At 35.9% G+C, this 20,025-nt stretch carries 12 protein-coding genes; 9 read left to right on the forward strand and 3 right to left on the reverse strand.

What is annotated here, in order from left to right; genetic code table 11:
• The first annotated feature begins 104 nt into the window (after positions 1 to 104).
• Both ACH2BV_RS10360 and ACH2BV_RS10365 read left to right on the forward strand, forming a co-directional pair.
• Entirely contained in the window at positions 105 to 377 is a 273-nt protein-coding gene (locus tag ACH2BV_RS10360; protein ID WP_395050663.1) for a DUF6804 family protein, read from the forward strand.
• Positions 374 to 1,174, forward strand: coding sequence for an endonuclease/exonuclease/phosphatase family protein (locus tag ACH2BV_RS10365; RefSeq protein ID WP_395050652.1), 801 nt, complete (start codon positions 374 to 376; stop codon positions 1,172 to 1,174). Before ACH2BV_RS10360 ends, ACH2BV_RS10365 begins: the two co-directional genes overlap by 4 nt.
• A 107-nt stretch (positions 1,175 to 1,281) precedes the next feature.
• Here the strand turns inward: ACH2BV_RS10365 and ACH2BV_RS10370 are convergent, their stop codons facing one another.
• Both ACH2BV_RS10370 and ACH2BV_RS10375 read right to left on the reverse strand, forming a co-directional pair.
• Complete coding sequence (locus ACH2BV_RS10370; protein ID WP_395050653.1) at positions 1,282 to 2,124, reverse strand: isoaspartyl peptidase/L-asparaginase; 843 nt, start codon at positions 2,122 to 2,124, stop codon at positions 1,282 to 1,284.
• 79 nt (positions 2,125 to 2,203) lie between these two features.
• The gene (locus ACH2BV_RS10375) at positions 2,204 to 3,076 is read right to left on the reverse strand and encodes a cyanophycinase (RefSeq protein ID WP_395050654.1); all 873 of its coding nucleotides are present in this window, start codon (positions 3,074 to 3,076) and stop codon (positions 2,204 to 2,206) included.
• Positions 3,077 to 3,326: 250 nt separating this feature from the next.
• Between ACH2BV_RS10375 and cphA the strand changes: the two genes are divergently transcribed.
• The 3 genes from cphA (at position 3,327) to ACH2BV_RS10390 (ending at position 15,582) form a co-directional block, all read left to right on the forward strand.
• The gene (cphA, locus tag ACH2BV_RS10380; protein ID WP_395050655.1) at positions 3,327 to 5,951 is read left to right on the forward strand and encodes a cyanophycin synthetase; all 2,625 of its coding nucleotides are present in this window, start codon (positions 3,327 to 3,329) and stop codon (positions 5,949 to 5,951) included.
• A gap of 104 nt (positions 5,952 to 6,055) precedes the next feature.
• A complete protein-coding gene (locus ACH2BV_RS10385; protein WP_395050656.1) occupies positions 6,056 to 8,188 on the forward strand; it encodes a DPP IV N-terminal domain-containing protein in 2,133 nt (710 codons plus the stop codon).
• Positions 8,189 to 8,679: 491 nt separating this feature from the next.
• A complete protein-coding gene (locus tag ACH2BV_RS10390) occupies positions 8,680 to 15,582 on the forward strand; it encodes an ELWxxDGT repeat protein (RefSeq protein WP_395050657.1) in 6,903 nt (2,300 codons plus the stop codon).
• A 141-nt stretch (positions 15,583 to 15,723) separates the two neighbouring features.
• Here ACH2BV_RS10390 and ACH2BV_RS10395 read toward each other — a convergent pair whose 3' ends face one another.
• The gene (locus ACH2BV_RS10395; protein WP_395050658.1) at positions 15,724 to 16,989 is read right to left on the reverse strand and encodes an asparagine synthetase B; all 1,266 of its coding nucleotides are present in this window, start codon (positions 16,987 to 16,989) and stop codon (positions 15,724 to 15,726) included.
• A 270-nt stretch (positions 16,990 to 17,259) separates the two neighbouring features.
• On the opposite strand from ACH2BV_RS10395, the gene ACH2BV_RS10400 reads away from it, so the two are divergent.
• From ACH2BV_RS10400 to ACH2BV_RS10415, 4 genes are all read left to right on the forward strand, one after another.
• Entirely contained in the window at positions 17,260 to 17,868 is a 609-nt protein-coding gene (locus tag ACH2BV_RS10400) for a phage tail protein (protein ID WP_395050659.1), read from the forward strand.
• Positions 17,869 to 17,887: 19 nt separating this feature from the next.
• A complete protein-coding gene (locus tag ACH2BV_RS10405; RefSeq protein WP_395050660.1) occupies positions 17,888 to 18,487 on the forward strand; it encodes a phage tail protein in 600 nt (199 codons plus the stop codon).
• A gap of 12 nt (positions 18,488 to 18,499) precedes the next feature.
• Positions 18,500 to 19,096 (forward strand): phage tail protein, encoded by a 597-nt coding sequence (locus ACH2BV_RS10410; protein WP_395050661.1) that lies wholly within the window; start codon positions 18,500 to 18,502, stop codon positions 19,094 to 19,096.
• Positions 19,097 to 19,106: 10 nt separating this feature from the next.
• Positions 19,107 to 20,025 (forward strand): hypothetical protein (locus ACH2BV_RS10415; RefSeq protein ID WP_395050662.1); only part of this gene is annotated, 919 nt, incomplete at its 3' end.

Raw genomic sequence — 20,025 nt, forward strand, 5'->3', positions numbered from 1 at the left:
AACGGCATTAACTTTAGTTCAATATGTCAATAAATTTATCTTTGACAGACCAATAAACAATATCAAAAATCAAATAATTTAATTACACCCAACGGGTTATATCAATTCTTTTGTTTCTCTGCCCTGCAGACTTGCCCTACAGTTATTACCAGTTTGTTCGATTTGCTTCAATGCTAGGATTTGCATATTTAGCTTATTCTGCCAATGAACAAAACAACAAGAATGAAATATTTCTTTATATTGGATTAGTAATTTTAATTCAACCATTTGCAAAAATTGCATTGTGTAGAACAATTTGGAATGTTGTTGATCTAATTGTTGGTATTGGTTTATTAACAACTTTAGCAATCCATAAGACATCAAGAAACAGTAAATGAAAAAAATATTCTTATTCCTTTTATTGTTCACCTCTTCATTATTTTCCCAAACTAAACTCCTTTCCTGGAACCTCGAAAACTTCGGAAAATCAAAATCTGAAGTAACAATAAACTATATCGCCAATACCTTGAGAGATTATGATATTGTTGCCATTCAAGAAGTCGTTGCAGGTGATGGTGGTGCGCAAGCTGTAGCCAAACTAGTTGACGAACTCAGCCGGAAAGGAGCCAAATGGGATTATGTCGTCAGTGACCCAACGAGCAGTAGTGCCTACAAAACCGAGCGTTATGCTTTTCTCTGGAAAACTAGCAAAATCAAGAAAATAGGAAAAGCTTGGCTCGAAAAGAAATACCATTTAGAAATAGACCGAGAACCTTATTTCTGTACTTTTCAGTATGAGAACAAACAATTTACAGTGGCTAATTTTCACGCAATAACTAAAAATAGACAACCCGAAACGGAGATTAAATATTTTAAATTCCTGCCAGAGGAATATCCCAATCTTAATTTGATCTTTGTGGGTGATTTCAACTGTCCGCAATCGCATACCGTTTTTAATCCTTTGAAGAAAATGGGGTATCAATCTATTTTGATCAATCAGAAAACGTCTTTGAAAAAAGAGTTTAAAAATGGGAATTGCCTTGCTTCGGAATTTGATAATATGTTTTACAATGCCTCAAAAATCAGCGTTAAAAATGTGGGAATTATTCCTTTCTACAAAAATTTCAATACCTTGCAAGAAGCCAGAATGATTTCAGATCATATTCCTATTTGGTTGGGATTTTCCTTGAATTAATACCGCTAGTTATTTCAAATTAGTCCAATAAAAATTGAACTAAATGAAATATACAGCGGCATTATACTAGAACGATTGGACTACAATATAGTTACCAAATAGTGTAATTACTGAAAAACCTCAAAAATCTCCCCGTCAAAACTCGCAAAAACCATACTGGGATGAGAATCCTGATGAAACATATTTCCGTCTTTATCAATGGCAATTGCTCCTGCAAAACCATCATAAGGCCTTAATTCGTTGAAAGTTTTGGTGAAAGCATCTTGAAGCGAAAATCCATCAGTAACACGAGTTACAATCTTGGCTGCAGTTGCATTGCTTACAATATCTTCGCCAACGCCAGTCAAACTTACGGCACAAAATTCGTTAGCATAATTCCCAGCAACTGTGGCCGAGTCAGATATTCTTCCAGGAATTTCAAAACCCTTTCCTCCTGTTGAAGTTGCTACGGCCAGTTTTCCATTTTTGTCCAAAGCTACACAACCCACAGTTCCCGTTCCTGAAGCTTTAAGTTTTGCTTCATATTCTTGTCGGCGCTGTGGTATTTCTGTTGAGAATTTTTCAAAACCATTTCTCCTGGCAAAGTTAGTTGCGCCACTTCCCCCAAGAATTCTATCATCATAATTCAATAAAACTTTCGCAACCTGAATGGGATTTTTCACTTCTTCAATATTGATTACTCCACTCATTTTCTGGGTTACACCATCCATCAAAGCTGCAGTCATCCGGATTTTTCCATCATTTTGAATTTGAGAACCCAGGCCAGCATTAAACAATTCATCATCCTCCAAAAGTGAAACTGCAAAAACCACTGTTTCTACAGCCGAATGTGTTTTCAAAAACTCATAAGAATCTTTTACAATTCTTTCTAAAGATTGTTGCTTCGCTACTTTAGTCTCTTGATTGGTAGATGATTCCGAGAAAAAACCACCGTGGATAATTAGTTTCATTTATTGGGTGTTGGGTCTTAGGTTTTGGGTTTTTGGAATTTTTTGAACTTAAACCTGGAACCCGAAACCTAAGACTTATTTAAACATATTGCGAAGACTTGATGGTCATTTTATACGTATCGAGATCGAAAGTGTCATATTTGCTCATCACGTGGGTTACTAGATGTGAGATTGAAATGGGTTGTCCTAATTCGACTTCTGTTAAATTCGTATCTTTAATCTCGCGTCCATCAACAAGAATCACCAGTCCAGAACCTATGGCTTCCATTTGTCTTCCATTGGTAATGAGCAAGCCTGTATCTTCTCCAAGTCCAATTCCTAGTACTTTTGGATTACCAACAACAGCTTGAAACAATCTTCCGATTCTGCCTCGCTGCACAAAATGCGTGTCAATAACCACATCGTCAATAAATCCTAAACCACTAGTAATTTTCACTTCACCTTTCAATAATGCTTCTGAACTGCTTCCTTGATAAATCATATTATTAGAAGCTGCGGCTGCTCCTGCCGAAGTTCCAGCATAAATAAAATCTTCATTTCTATATTTTTCCAAAAGAATATCATGAAAAGGAGTTCCGCCAAGAATAGAAGTCAGTCTCAATTGATCACCACCGGTAAACATAACCACATCAGCCGCTTTTAATCGTTCTAAAATTTCTGGAACTGAAGCCTCTTCTCTTCTAACAATATCTAAAATATCAACATTATTTGCACCCAAATAACTTAATGCTTTAACATATTCAGGACCAATCTCTTTTGGGATTTTAGAAGCTGTCGTAACCACTTCAATTCGAGATAGTTCTTTGTGTTTTGACTCGTTAATAATTCTTTTTAAAATTCCAGTTTCAAAAAAATTCAGGTTCTTTGCAGCGCTATTATCAAAATCAGTTTCAGTAAAACTTCCTTTGTCGACAGCACCGCCTATTATTATTAGTTTTCCAAGTATGTTCATTTGGTAAAAATAACTAAAAACATAAAGTGAGCAATTGAAGTCTTGTTTTTTTTCAAATAATTTATAACCAATGAAGGTTCATAATTTTAAACCCGATAAATTTTGATAACAAACTTTAAAAATCTAACTTAGTTGAATTATATTCACTTTTTTTGATAAAAACCCCCAAACATCTTTATTAAAATTTTTAAAATGAATATTTAACAACATTGCTGTCAATTCATTATCCTATTATTAAACTTTCTGTTTTATGAAAATATTAAAAATACAAGCGCTTCGTGGTCCAAATATTTGGAGCATTCAAAGAAAAAAATTAATCCAAATGCGTTTGGATTTAGAGGAAATGGAACAATCTCCCACAAATAAAATAGATGGATTTAAAGACCGATTAGAAACCATGTTCCCAACAATGATTGAACATCGCTGCTCTGAAGGTTGTCGTGGCGGATTTTTTATGCGGTTGGAAAAAGGAACCTGGATGGGTCATGTTATTGAGCATATTGCACTTGAAATCCAAACATTGGCAGGAATGGATACGGGTTTTGGGAGAACAAGAGAAACCAAAACTCCTGGAATCTACAATGTTGTTTTTAGTTATACTGAAGAAAATGTTGGGCTTTTTGCTGCCGAAAGTGCAGTTGCCATTGCCGAGGCATTAATAAAAGGAGTTCCCTATGATTTGGATACCGATTTACAAAAAATGCGTGAAATTCGGGAACGTGTTCGACTTGGACCAAGCACTGGAAGTATCGTCGAAGAAGCTGTGAACAGAGATATTCCCTGGATACGATTAGGGACAAATTCCTTAGTACAATTGGGCTACGGAGTAAATCAAATGCGGTTTCAAGCAACCATAACTTGTAAAACCAGCAGCATTGCCGTAGATATGGCGTGCAACAAAGAATTGACCAAAAAAATGCTTGATATGGCTTCGATTCCTGTTGCCAATGGAAGTATTTGCGTTGATGAAGAAGATTTGGTAGAAACCATAGAAAAAATTGGCTACCCGATTGTCTTGAAACCATTGGATGGAAATCACGGAAAAGGTGCATCAATTAATGTAACAAATTGGGAAGATGCTGTATCAGGTTTGGCTTTCGCCAAAAAATACAGCAATCGTATCATAGTAGAAAAATTCATTACAGGTTTTGATTTCAGAATATTAGTAATTGATAATAAACTTGTCGCAGCTGCAAAACGTGTCCCTGCTCATGTTGTTGGTGATGACCACAATACTATTCGAGAATTAATAGACAAAACTAATCTTGATCCAAGGCGTGGTTATGGTCACGAAAATGTTCTGACTCAAATAGATGTTGATCGAGATACCGAAGATTTATTGGAAAAACTAAATTACACCTTGGAAACTATTCCAAAAAATGGCGAAATAGTTTATCTAAAATCGACAGCCAATTTAAGTACTGGCGGAACTTCTGTTGATATCACCGATATGTTGCATCCGGAAAATATATTTCTTGCCGAAAGAATTTCAAGAGTCATAGGATTAGACATTTGTGGCGTTGATATAATGGCCGAAAATTTAACACAACCACTAAAAGAAAATGGAGGCGTTATTCTCGAAGTCAATGCAGCTCCAGGTTTCAGGATGCACCTTGCTCCTTCTGAAGGATTACCACGAAATGTGGCCGCACCAGTTATTGATATGCTTTATCCTCCGGGAAAAACTTGTCGCATACCAATTATTGCAGTTACGGGAACTAATGGAAAAACAACTACTACCCGACTTCTGGCCCATATTGTAAAAAATAATGGTTATAAAGTGGGTTTCACCACATCAGATGGGATTTACATCCAAAACCATATGATGGAAAAAGGAGATACTACCGGTCCACAAAGTGCCGAATATGTTTTGAGAGATCCAACCGTAGAATTTGCCGTTTTAGAAACTGCCCGTGGTGGAATTTTGCGCTCCGGTCTTGGCTTCAGCCGTTGTGATATAGGAATAATTACGAATATTCAAGAAGACCATTTGGGACTAAATGATATTCACACTCTTGATGATTTGGCTCGCGTAAAAAGTACCGTGGTGAAAAGCATCAAAAAAGACGGATGGGCAATTTTAAATGCTGAAGATGAACATTGTATAAAAATTGGCTCCGAACTAAGTTGTAAAGTTGCCTATTTTAGTTTGACCGAAGAAAATCCGTTAATCAAAAAATTATGTGCCGAAGGGAAAACGGTTGCCGTTTATGAAAACGGATATATTACGATCAAAAAAGGGGAATGGAAAATCCGAATCGAACGTGCTACACACGTTCCATTAACACATGGTGGTAAAGCAAAATTTATGATTGCCAATGTTCTTGCGGCAACATTAGCTAGTTATTTGTGGGGGTTTAAAACCGAAGATATTAGCTTATCATTGCAAACATTTATTCCAAGTGCAGCTCAAACTCCTGGAAGAATGAATATTTTTGAATTCAAAAAATTCAAGGTTTTAATTGATTTTGCACACAATGCTTCCGGTTACAGAGGAGTTGAAGAGTTTTTACAGAGTGTAGAAGCTACAAAGAAAATTGGAATCATTGCTGGTGTTGGTGACCGTCGTGATGAAGACATCAAAGAATGTGCAAGTATTGCTGCCAGAATGTTTGACCACATTATCATTCGACAAGAAAAATATTTGAGAGGAAGAACCGAAGAAGAAATCATTGAATTAATACTGGAAGGAATTAAAAATTCAGGTAAAACTGTAACTTATGAAATTATTCCAAAAGAAACAGAAGCAATTAGACACGCCATTGATAGCGCTGAAGAGGGTAGTTTTATTACCGCTTTAAGCGATGTGGTGACGAATGCCATAGATATTGTTCAGGAATATTTAGACAAAGAAAATGAGCAGGGTTTAGTTTAATTTCCCTTTTTTTATTGTCCCAAAGGATGCTAATTATAGATTGATAAAAGTCTGTAATTATCATCCTTTTTGTACTTTTATACCACATTTAAAAACCTACATATATGAACAAAATTTTAATTCTGGCCTTAAGTTGTATTATCGCAATTTCCTCATTTGGCCAAAGCAAAAAAATAACGCTCGAACAAGGTGTTTTAGGACAAAGCCGAGAATTTAGAGCCGATAAATTATCGGGGTTTCAGTGGATTCCAAATACTAATAATTATGTGTATTTCACTAATAAGATAACTAAAATGATTTCCGCAAACTCAACGGACAACAAAGTTAAAGACTTGCTTACTTTGGAGGAAATCAACAAATCATTAGCCACAACTCTTAAAAGTCTTTCAGGAATTACTTGGATTGATGCCAACACGATTTTAGTAACTGAAGGAACAAAATACTTCACTTTTTCATTGGCAACCAAATCTGGAACAAACATTCAGGAAACTCCAAAAACAGCAGAAAACCCAACTTTTGATTCAGCCAAACAAAATCTGGCTTTTACCGAGAAAAACAATTTGTGTTTTCTGAATAAAAACAAGGAAAAAATCGTAGTTACTAATGAAACTAATGAAGCCATTGTTTCAGGACAATTTTTTGCCAGAAGTGAATTTGGAATCAGTAATGGGATTTTTTGGTCACCAAAATCCAAGTATTTAGCTTTCTATCAAAAAGACCAAACTGAAGTTGCCGATTATCCTTTGCTGGACATCAACGAAACTCCAGGTAAATTAGTCAGCATAAAATACCCCATGATTGGTCAGAAAAGCGAGAAACCAAGAGTAGGAATTTACAATTTGGCAAGCCAAAAAACCGTTTACATTTCGCCAAGAGGAAATCAAGATGATTATTTAACCAATCTTTCTTGGACACCAGACGAAAAATATGTTTTGATTGCTGAACTTAATCGTGGTCAAAATGATATGTCCCTTAATGTTTATGATGCCCAAACCGGAACTTTTGTAAGAACCATTCTCAATGAAAAAAATGACAAATGGGTGGAACCTGAACATGATGCTTTTTTTCCAAGTAACAAGTCCAATAATTTAGTTTGGATAAGCGAAAAAGATGGTTTCGATACCTTGTATTATTATTCCATCGAAGGAAAATTAATCAAACAATTGACTAATAATAAATTTCCAGTTCGAGAAATTATTGGAAGTAATTCCGCTGGAACTGAAATTTACTTTAAATCGACAGGTGAAAATCCAACCAATATGTTGGTCTACAAAGTAGATTTAAAAGGAAACCAAACGTTGATTACCAAAGAGCAAGGCGTTCATAATTGTATTCCAAATTTTGATGGTAGTTATTTCTTTGATGAATATTCCAATCATTTGACACCTTCTGTATCGCTGCTATACAATAAAAATCTAAAAGCTAAAACTCTCTTGGTAAGCGACAATAAATATGCTGATTACCAAATGGGAGCTGCCGAAATCAAAATCATAAAATCTGCTGACGGAACAACTGATTTGTACACTCGATTAATCAAACCGAGCAACTTTGACCCAACAAAAAAATATCCGGTTTTTGTCTATCTTTATGGTGGACCGCACGCTCAAATGATTACCAATTCCTATTTAGATGGCGCCAATCTTTGGATGTATTGGATGGCGGAACAAGGTTATTTAGTTTTCACTATTGACAATCGCGGTTCTGACAATCGTGGTTTTGCGTTTGAAAGCGTGATTCACGGTAGATTGGGCGTAAACGAAATCGACGACCAAATGAAAGGTGTTGATTATTTGAAATCCTTGCCATATGTTGATGGAAATCGCTTGGCAATTCACGGTTGGAGTTTTGGTGGATTTATGACCACATCCATAATGTTGCGAAAACCAGATGTTTTTAAAGTAGGCGTTGCCGGCGGACCAGTAACCGATTGGAAATATTATGAAGTGATGTACGGCGAACGTTATATGGACACGCCTGCGGAAAATCAAAAGGGTTTTGACGAAGCCAGCACCTTGAATTACGTGAATAATTTAAAAGGGAAATTGCTTTTAATTCACGGAACCAGCGATGATACTGTTGTGATGCAAAACAATTTTGCCTTACTCAAAAAGTTTATTGAGGCCGAAAAACAAGTGGACTTTTTTGCTTACCCAATGCACAAACACAATGTCACAGGCAAAGATCGCGTTCATTTAATGACGAAGGTTTTGAATTATGTGATAGAAAATAATAAGTAGATTTAGAATCTATTTCCTGTTCCTTTCTGAAATAAGTGCGTTTGTGGCGACTTATTTCAGAACAAGTTAGTTTTTAAGAGCTACTGTAGCAAGTAGCTTTTTTTTTATGATTATCCTCCAAAAATATGCCAAAATAGTAAAGCTACTATTAAATATAAAATTATAATCCTCTAACTGTTATGCAATTAGTTTAATTTAGCAATTAAACGATTTTTTATGCGTTTAAACGATTATTACGAAAATAATTACAAAAATTAACATAATTTATAATAAATATTTTTACATTCACTTTTTATTTTTATTTATTCCTGATAAAATTAGGAGTTTATTTAGTGATATAATCCCCACATATCATTGTTAAAAATAAAGATTTTCATTGCAGTTTTTGAATTAACTCCCCAGCAATTCAAAGATTTTTTTTCCTACATATTTAATGTTATTTCCCTATTTAAAAACCCTTTGGATTGTATCCATTATTTAAATTATTTATTATGAAAAAAATTTTCTTTTCCTATGTTATTTTTCTTAATGGCTTACTAGCTTTTTGTCAAAATCCACTATTACTTAAAGATGTTTCTCCTGGAAATAATTCTGGAACAATTGCAAATATTGTTAAAACGAGTAATTACACTTTTTTTAATGAAAACGATGGTGGTGCGACTACCGACAGAAGTTTGTACCGCACAGACGGAACTCCCGGAGGCACTATCAAATTAAATCTCACTTATCTTCCTGACCCTCCTCCTTCAGCCAACAATTATATTAGTACCAAGGCAGAAAAGCTTACTGCGCTTGGGAATAAAGTAATTTTTGCTGGAGATAACGCTGCCTACTATGGTGAAATATGGTCCAGTGACGGGACACAGGCAGGGACAATTGCAATTGAAAGGTTTCAGCCAACAATAAATAACCGGGTTCCGGTATATGAACTCGCAGAAATGAACGGATTTGTATATTATGGAGTGACCGCCACCAATAACAAAACACAAATTAGAAGAACGGATGGAACACCAAGTGGAACTTCCTTAGTGTATGAATTTAGCAGTTATACAACCGCACCAGAAACTGGCTTGTTTAAAGTTATTAATGGAATTTTATATTTTAATCTTTATGATAGAGCCGGCACCGGAATTGATCAATTATGGCGATGCGATGGAACTGCCTCAGGCACCTATTTACTTAAAGATTTTGGTTTGGATCAATTTGTAGCGAGTTGGTATATGCCTGCTAACAGTGGCTTATTTTATTGGATGATAGTAAAACCCGGAACGGGAAATGTTCTGTGGAAAAGTGATGGAACGATTGCTGGAACAGGATCCGTAAAAACTATAGGAACAACAGGTAATAATAATTATCCTCAATTCGCAGCAACAATTGGCGATAATATTGCCTTTGCTGGTCTAGATGGCAATGGAAGGGAATTATGGACAACTGATGGAACAGCAGCAGGAACAAATATGGTTGCGGATATTAATCCAGGTGCCGCCAACTCGAATCCCTCAGGGTTAATTTTTTGGAATGGACTTCTTTATTTTTCTGCTACTAAAGCTGATTCAGGAACGGAACTTTGGAAAAGTGATGGTAGTTCTTCTGGAACAATATTGGTAAAAGACATTAATCCGGGTACTGCTAATAGCTCTCCAAGCTCTTTAGTTCTTTCTAATAACACAATACTTTTTAGAGCAAATACTGCTACTACTGGAACAGAGCTGTGGTTAACTGATGGAACTGCTGCAAATACTGTAATAGTAGCGGATATGAACCCAGGTGCTAGTGGTGCATTCCCGAACTTGCTAACACCAGGTAATCCTGTTTTCTTTGCCGCGAATAATGGAACAAGCGGCTTTGAGGTTTTTAAATACGACAATTCGGAGGGAGTATTGGGGGCTAAAAAAGTTTGGCTAACTGGCACGGCCTTTGGAAATTGGATTGAAGCCGGAGTGATAAAGTTAACAAATAATGGTGGTGGAATTTATACCGCTACAAATATTCAAATCGTTGGTGATGGTCGATTTAAATTTACTGAAGGAACTTGGGCATCAGCTGCAGGTTATTCAGCTTTACCTGGCTTCCCAACCGGAGTTTCAGCAGTGCCTGGAACAGACATTACTGGCACACTAGGTTTTTGGAATGTAAAATACAATTATATCACAAAAGCCTATTCATTTACCCCAACCCCTCTTGATAATTGGGGAGTTGTTGGAACCGCAACTCCTAACGGGTGGAATGGACCAGATATGCCACTCACCTACGATGCCATTTCTAATAAATGGAGTGCTGTTGTATCACTTAGTGATGGTGAAATTAAATTTAGAAATAATAATGATTGGACCGTTAATTATGGTGATAATGGCGCAGATGGATCATTAGATACAAATGGTAATAATATTGCAATTGCAGGAGGGAGCTATCTTATTACTTTAGATTTCAATACATTGAATTATTCTATTAAATCGGCAGTCATCATTCCAGATCCTAATTTTGAACAAGCTTTAATCGATTTAGGCATTGATAAAGACGGCGTTATTAATGCTTCTATTTCAAGAAGCGATGCAGAAGCAGTTACAGAATTAAATGTATTTGGAAAAAATATAAAAAGTTTAGAAGGGATACAAGGTTTCACAAATTTGTCCAAATTATATTGCCAAAACAACCAAATTCAAGTATTGAATATTAGCAATAACAAAGCTTTAACTGTTTTAGAATGTGGAGGGAATCAATTGAATCAATTAAATGTATCCCAGAACCCATTATTAAAAGTACTTGGTTTTGGCATTAACAATATTTCACAGATAGACGTGTCCCAAAACTTGAACTTAGAAACTTTTTGGTGCAACAATAACAATATCACTTCTCAAAATTTAGACTTGAATTCGAAACTAACAGTAATTGGTCTTTCAGATAACCCATTAGCTTTTGTTTCACTTAAAAACGGGAATAATGTAAATGTAGTGTATTTCATAGCTTCTAATACGCCTAATTTAGCCTGTATAAATTCTGATGCAATTGTATCAGTATCTATGTCAAATTCGGGCAAAACATTTAGTGAAAATTGTTCTACTACTTCTCTAGCTGGCAGCTGGATTATAGCTCCAGAAACGAGAGCTTTAAAAGTTGGACCTAGTCCAGGATCAGATTTGTGGTGGTACTTAAACCAAAACGATATAGCAGCCAGAGCCTGCTATATGGATGATAAATATGTGTTTAATGAAACCGGAAGTTTTAATAATGTTTTAGGTTCCGAAACTTACCTTGAAACTTGGCAAGGTGTTGCTTCAGAGCGATGTGGAGCACCTGTGGCTCCTCATAATGGCCCTAATGCCACTTATATTTATAATCAAAATGCAGGGACAATTACCTTGAATGGGCCAGGCGCATATTTAGGATTGCCAAAAGCGGTAAATGGCTATATATTGCCAAGTATTCCCGTACCAAACTCTATTACTTATGATGTGTCTTTTTTAGAAAACGGTAATGTAATGTTACTTGGTATTAATTCTGGGGGGGCTTTTTGGACCTATAAATTGATTAAAGAACCAGCCCTTAAAACGTATTATGTAAATGATAATAGTAAAACAGGAGATATATTTACTTCGGCAATAGGTAATAATAACAATATTGGGACAAAAGCTGCACCTTTTGCAACACTACCTTATGCCATTTCCAAAGCGCAAAATGGAGAAACAATTTATGTAGACGCAGGAACTTATACAGCTGCTGGAACGGTTAATAAATCATTAACGATTCGTGGTGCCAATTATCTTATTTCTCCAAATGATTTAAGTGACTCGTTGCTTGCAAATGGTAGCCGAAATGCAGAAACAATTATTTCAAATACTTCTTTTGATATTGGTGCCAATAATATCAACATCGAAGGGATGACATTTGATCCGCTAACCAATATAGCTGTAAAGCAAACAAACAATTCATTGGATTTCGACAATGTAAAAATTGCCAACAACATTTTCAGAATAAAAAGTGACAATAGGGCAATACAAATCTACGGCAAATTTCAAATGCCATTGGTTACTTTCGATTGTTTCATTACTGGAAATCGTTTTATAAAAGAAGTAAGCAATGGCAACACTGCTATCATAGTTGCTGGAATTAATAATGTACAGGTATTGAATAACACCTTTACAGTTTCCTCAGACATTGCCAACAGAACACAAACGGACATGAATTTTGGCGATTACAGAATAGATAATTTACACGTGAGTAACAATACTGCCTACCGTCAGAACTTTTTTTTAAACTCAGTTAGGTCAAAAATGACAACTATCGATTTTAATAAAGTAATTGAATGCACCCGTTTCGCTGTAACTTCTAACAATTTAGAAGATCCTTGTGAAATTAACATCACAGATAATGCAATTACAGATTCCAAAACAACTGGTGGTCCAGTAATAAGTTATGTCCGAAATAATGGTGTTGACGGTAGTTCACCAAATATTGCCAGGATTGAACGAAACATCATAAATCAAAATGTAACCGGTTACAATTTTGCTCCTCAGGCTTTAATCGCCCCTACACTTGATAATTTAACACAAAACAGTCAGGTTTTCATCAGGTATAATAAATTAACATATACCGGCGATTTTAGTTCTCTCAGCTCAACAAATGCATCAGTATCAGGGATTAGGTTTTTGAATAACAGCAAGCAGGCAGTTGTTGAAAGAAATGAGATAGAATTTAATGTTACTAATTATAATCCAAACAATAAAATTGGTATTTGGATTTTGCATACAGGATTGCAACCTGGAACGAATTTTAATATTATAAATAATAAAGTTTCAGGATTTACAAATTCAGTCGCCATCCAAAATACAAATGGCAATTTTGGAGAATTACCTGATGGTGTAGCAGTCAATGTAAACAATAATAGTTTTACAGGCGATATTTTATCCATCAATAATGGTACACAAAGCCAATCGGTAAATGCTTCGTGCAACTGGTATGGTTCAGCCGCTGCACAGGATTTCATTAATAAACTAACATTACCAACAGTTGATATTGTTCCGTGGCTTACAAACGGAACTGATAATGATGCAGCCATAGGTTTTCAACCAGTGCCAAATTCATGCGATGGTAATCCAACTTTAATAACATTAGACAACTATACAGATGTAACCTGCAATGGTTCAGCAAATGGAAGTATTAATATTACCACTACTTATGGAAAAGTTCCATTTAATTATACGTGGACAAAAGAAGGAGATATCAATTTTGTTTCGCATAATGAAGACCCAACTGATCTTGCTCCAGGCATCTATCATTTGGCCCTAGTTGATGGTAATGGTTCTACACTATATATTACGGATCCTCAAGCAGATGGCCCCGGAACAATTGATGTTACCATTACTGAACCATCAATATTAACAGCAACAGCAGATGGCATTAATAATCTTTGTTTTGGTGAATCAACCGGAACAGCTTTTGTCGTTGCAGATGGTGGTACTGGTTCTTATACATATTTATGGAACAATGGAGCAACTACTGATGTGATTTCTGATCTTTCAGCAGGAACTTATTCTGTAACTGTTACTGATGCTAATGGTTGTACAGCTAATGCTTCTTATGAAGTAACTCAACCCACTTTATTAACAGCGACAATAAATAACAATTCAACTGCCTGTTCTAACAACGCAACAGTTGCCGCTACGAATGGGACTCCGGGTTACACCTATTTATGGAGCAATGGCGCGACTTCAACATTCATCAATAATGTGCCAGTGGGAACCTACACTGTTACTGTAACGGATAACAACGGATGTTCAACTACAGCCAGCATAACCCTTACAGTAGGAGAAGCCTTTAATCCTGCAGCTTCAGTAACAGATGTAAGTTGTTTTGGCGGAAGCAATGGCACCATCACTGTTACCAATGCCAATGGTACTGCTCCTTTTACATTTAGCAAGGATGGAATAACTTTCATACCAGGAACATTACCTTTCAGTTTCAACAACCTTACAGCAGGAACTTATAACATTGCTGTTAAAGATTCCAACGGATGTACTGGATTTGTATCAAAAACAATTGCACAACCGGCATTGCTTACCGCGACAATAATTACGGTACAAAGTACTTGTTCAGGCCAAAGCACAGGGGCTATTTCTGTAGCAACGGCCGGAGGTTCGGGTGCATTAAAATATAGCTGGACTGGAATAGGAAATTATACTTCAACACAAAAAAATATCAGTGGCCTTGCAGCAGGAAGCTATACCTTGACAATCACTGATAATAATGGATGTACAACAATTCTAAATGCCAGTGTTCCTACTTACAATGCAATAGTCGTTAGTGATGTTGTTACAAATGTATTATGCAGAGGTTCACTTACTGGCGCTATCAACCTTACGGTTTCTGGCGGAAGCGGAAGTGGATTTGCTTATAGTTGGACCGGAAGTACAACATCAACATCTGAAGATATTTCTAATCTGGGAGCAGGGACCAATTATAATGTAACTATTACAGATATTGGAAGTGGTTGTATTGCAACTAAATCTTATGTTATTACCCAACCAGCTTCTAACCTATCGTTAACTACAGTCAAAACCAATGCCACAGGTTGTGGAGGAAGTTTAGGTACAATAACAGCAACAGCTAGTGGTGGCACATCACCACATGAATACAAACTAGACAATGGAACCTACCAATTATCAGGTAATTTTACATTACTTTCCAGTGGTAGCTATACTGTTTGGGTAAAAGATGCCAATGGCTGTACCAGTTCAAAAGTGGTAGCAATTACAGACAATGGCAGCGATCAATATGAAAGCAACAACAGTAAGAGCCAAGCTAAATTAATTTCAATTAATACCACAATTAATGCCCGAATAGCATTGGCAACAGATACCGCAGATTGGTTTAAATTTACTTCTACAGGAACTGGTAATTATACATTGAGCCTTTCACACCTAACAGTAAATTATACATTTAATATGTATGCTGCCGGCAATAACACTCCTGCACTTATACCTACAGGTTCAACTCCAACATCAAAACAATATGCATTGACTATAGGAACAACCTACTACGTGCAAATAACAGGAGGGTTATCTTTTAATTGTTATGACTTATCTATTTCATCGGTGAGTTCTGCTAAATACGCATCGACTAATGCAAAAGTAATTGCTGTTGACAAACTCTCTGTAAAAGCTTATCCAAATCCTCATCAAGGATTATTTAATCTGTCTATTATTTCACCTGAAGATGGAAATGCTCAGATAGAATTGTTCACTATTTTAGGTCAATTACTGGCAAAAAGAGAGGTTTCCATTGATAAAGGACAGAATACAATTGTTGAATTTAATGATGTAGGTCGTGGAATAATCCTCTATCATTTAACGATTGGCAATCAAGAGGCAAATGGAAAAGTATATGGAAAAGATTAAAAAGGAATTCCATATTCAAAGAGTTTGTAACCAATTTGATAAGAATTCAAATTGATTTAGAACTAAGCAATGTGTTAAATAAAAATCCCAAATCCCAGAATTTTTCTGGTCTTTGGGATTTTATTTTTTTTACTATTTTTATTAAGTCTTTTGTTTTTTCTTTCTAGCTGCAGGAAATAAAACATTGTTCAAAATCAATCGATAGCCCGGCGAATTGGGATGTAAATCCAAAACAGTTACAGGATCACCTACTCTATGCTGGTAATCTTCTGGATCGTGTCCGCCATAAAAAGTATACATTCCCTTGCCTTTTTCACCATGAATGTAACGTGCTTCTCCATTGAGTTCGCAGCTTCCCATAATCAACACATTAGATTTAATAAATGCTGGTTCAAAAGCAGTTGTTTGCCCCATAAATCCTTTTATTAATTGGGTGTGATTTTGACAGAGCATAGAAGGTATTGGATCCCATTTTGCCGAAAATTCCATCAGGGTAAAATAATCTCTCTCCATTGGAATCATCATTCTTTTTTCGGTCATATCAATATTCGAGAATTCATAATGCTCCGGTTTTCGGTCTAAAATAAAATCCTTGAAAGCGAAGGAATTGACATAATTTATTTTGGATTGATAGTTGGGTTCACTTGCATCACCATCAAACATAGATTCGCAAATATCGACTCCATCCGCAGACAAAGCAATATCAAAACTATCAGCTGCAGAACACATTGCAAACATAAATCCACCACCAATAACGAAATCTCTGATTTTTTTGGCTACAGCCAATTTTTCTTCAGAAACTTTTTTATATCCTAATTTTGTTGCCAAAGCTTCGGCATCTTTCTTTTGATCCATGTACCAAGGAGAATTCCTGTTGGAACCGTAAAATTTCCCATATTGGCCTGTAAAATCTTCGTGATGCAAATGAAGCCAATCGTAAAGAATTAGTTGGTCACTTAGGACTTCTTCGTCATAAATGGGAGTAAATGGAATTTCGGCATAGGTTAAAACCAGAGTAACGGCATCGTCCCAAGGTTGTTTCCCTTTAGGCGTGTAAACGGCAACTTTAGGTGCTTTTTCTAGTACAACAGCCTCCATATTTTGAGAAGGACTGGCAATTAATTCCAGAATTTGATTGGTTTCGGCATCGCTCAACACTTCAAAACTCACGCCTCGAATTTGGCATTCTTTACGGATTTCGGGTGCATCAGCCAATAAAAAAGAACCCCCACGGTAATTGAGTAACCAACTGGCTTTGTAATTTTTGTCAATACACCAATAGGTAATTCCATAAGCTTTAAGATGATTTTGTTGCGTCGTTTCATCCATTGACAATAAAATAAACGAAGCTTTTGCCGAAAAGGAAAACAGGATTAGTAGTATAATGAGTAATTTTTTTGAAGTCATTTTGATGATTTTTTAGCTATTCCTGATTGCTTTGCTTATGTCAAAAATAGTTAAAAAATACTCGATTTATCAAATCTCATTGATAATTCTAAATTCATTTTTTTAACCATAAGATTACATAATATTCACTAATAACTTTGATACTAATAGAAAAAAAATGTATATTTCGGAATATATTCATTTAAATATATATCTGCATAATTTTTTATGTGATTTCAAATTATTAATTCAACAGCTAATTTATCAAATAACCCCTTAAAAAATAAATAAATGAAAAAAACTCGACTTTTAACATTAGCTTTATTTTTATTTACAAAGCTACTTTTTGCACAACAACCTTACATAGCTGAAATTCGGTTATTTGCCGGAAATTTTGCCCCTGCCGGTTGGGCATTTTGTGACGGAAGCATACTACCTATTAGTGAAAACGATGCGCTTTTTAGTTTAATTGGCACAACCTATGGTGGAGATGGTCAATCTACATTTGCTTTACCTGATTTTCGAGGTAGAGTTCCAATAGGAATGGGTCAAGGAGCAGGTTTAAGTAATCGCACTTTAGGCGAAACAGGTGGTCAGGAAGCCATTACATTGTCTAGTGCAAATATGCCTTCACATACTCATTTAGGGCAACTTGTTGTTAACAATGGGAATGCAACAACTAATGTTCCAACTGCTTCTTTAAGTATTGCTACATCAGGAACATTTTCTGGAAGGACTTTCTTGCCTAACTTAAGTTATAATTCTAATGTTCCTGACATACTTATTGCTACTGTTGCCACATCTACTGTTGGCAATTCAATACCCGTAAGTATTTCTAGACCTCGTCTGGGATTGAATTACATTATTTCTCTTTTCGGTATATATCCTTCTCCAAATTAACAACAACTAAATTAAAAATATGAAAAATAAATACTACTTAATAATCATTTTCTTTTTGTTAGCAAAATCTATTTTTGCACAAGATCAATTTGTTGGCGAGGTTAGACTTTTTCCCACTAATTTTGCGCCGATAGGGTGGGCAAAATGTGAAGGTCAATTATTGTCAATTAGTCAAAATACCGCTCTGTTTTCTTTATTGGGAACAACTTACGGAGGAAATGGGCAAACAACTTTTGCTTTGCCAGACCTGAGAGGAAGTATGGCTATCCAACCTGGTCAGGGACCTGGTTTAAGTCTTATCTACCTAGGTCAAATGGATGGCACTTCAACTTTAGCAACAGAAAATTTACCTGCACACAATCACGTTGCACCAATTAAAGTTAGTTCTAGTGCGGCAACATCAAGTGTGCCTTCTGCAAGCTCTTCTCTTGCTGCACCTTTACAAATGTTTAACGGGGTTTCTCGTCCAGTAGCAGGATATAACACAGCTGTTCCAAACATAACACTGTCTAACGTAACTACTTCGACAACAGGAAGTTCAACACCCGTAAGCACACAGCCTTGTCTTGCATTAACTTACTGTATTGCTTTACAAGGAATTTTCCCACCACGCAACTAAAAAATTAAAATAATGAAAAAAATATACATTTTAATACTAGTCCTTTTTTTATGTACAAAAACACTCTTTGCACAACCTTATCTTGGAGAGATTAAACTTTTTTCAGGAAATTTTGCTCCAAAAGGTTGGGCGTTTTGCAATGGACAGGAATTGCCTATTAACCAAAACCAGGCACTATTCTCTCTTTTAGGAACTACTTATGGAGGCAATGGACAAACTACATTTGCATTACCTGACTTGAGGGGTCGAGCTGCTGTTGGTGATGGATTATCTATTGTTTTAGGCGAAAAACAAGGTGCAGAAACTACAACTTTAACCGAAGCCAATTTGCCCGTTCATAGCCATACCGAACCTATTATAGTAAGTTCTAGTGCAGCAACATTAAATGTGCCAACAACTTCTTCGGCAATTGCTGCTCCAGCAATAACTGTTAATGCTACAACACGCGCTATGCTAGGGTATAATGCTGCAGTTCCAAATACTCCTTTGCTGGGTACTGCTACAACTGCTGCTGGTACTGCCTTACCAACACCAATAAACACAATGCAACCCTACATTGCAATGACTTACATAATTGCTTTACAAGGAATATTTCCATCACCAAATTAAAAATAAAAAAATGAGAAATAAATACTTATATGTATTAATAGTATTCCTTTTTGTAGAGTCTATTTTTGCCCAAACAACAGAAACCTTCGAAACTGAAATAGATAACAGCACCAGCTTTACAGATAACAGTCAGGTTTTTAATATTTCATCACAAGCAGGAGGGACTTTTGACATAGCAAATTTCCCCGGAACAGGTTGGAATGGTACTGCAGTTGACAATAAATATATTGATAATTCGAGTTTTGCTGATATAGGAGTTCCTGTTGCATTTACAATTAAAAGCGCTGGAGCAACCAAATTCCTTTTAAAATCAGTCTATTTATTTTTAAGCCAATCAGACTTAAATCCTGGCTCTGGTTCTTGTACTATTACTGGAAAACTTAGTGGTTCAACTGTTTTTACAGCTACATTAAGTACTGGATTCAACTCAAACATTTTGGTCAACAATGGTTATACATTTATTGATTTAACCAGTTATGGAGGTGCTAACAATTCAAATGCAATTATAGATGAATATGTCGTAACGACTACAGGAACTTTCGAATATGTTGGCTTGGATGCAATGAAATGGGAATATGACTGCTCAGGATTAGTTGCGCCAACAGCAAATACACAAAATTTCTGTGATGCTGGATCGGTAGCTAATTTAGTAGCTACAGGAAATTCATTAAAATGGTATGCTGATGCGACTGGTGGAAGTGCTTTGATAGGAACAACTGCGTTAACTACTAAAACCTATTATGTTACTTCTAGTTCTATTGGATGTGAAAGTGCAAAAATACCAGTTTCAGTAACCATCACTCCATCATCGGATAATGTGACTATAGTTTCAGCTTGCGACAGTTATTTTTGGAATGGAACAACATATACTACATCTGGTATCAAAACTGGTCCAACGGCAAACTGTGTTACCGAAAAATTAGATTTGA

It is taken from the genome of Flavobacterium sp. (genome assembly GCF_043780635.1).
Lineage (GTDB): Bacteria > Bacteroidota > Bacteroidia > Flavobacteriales > Flavobacteriaceae > Flavobacterium.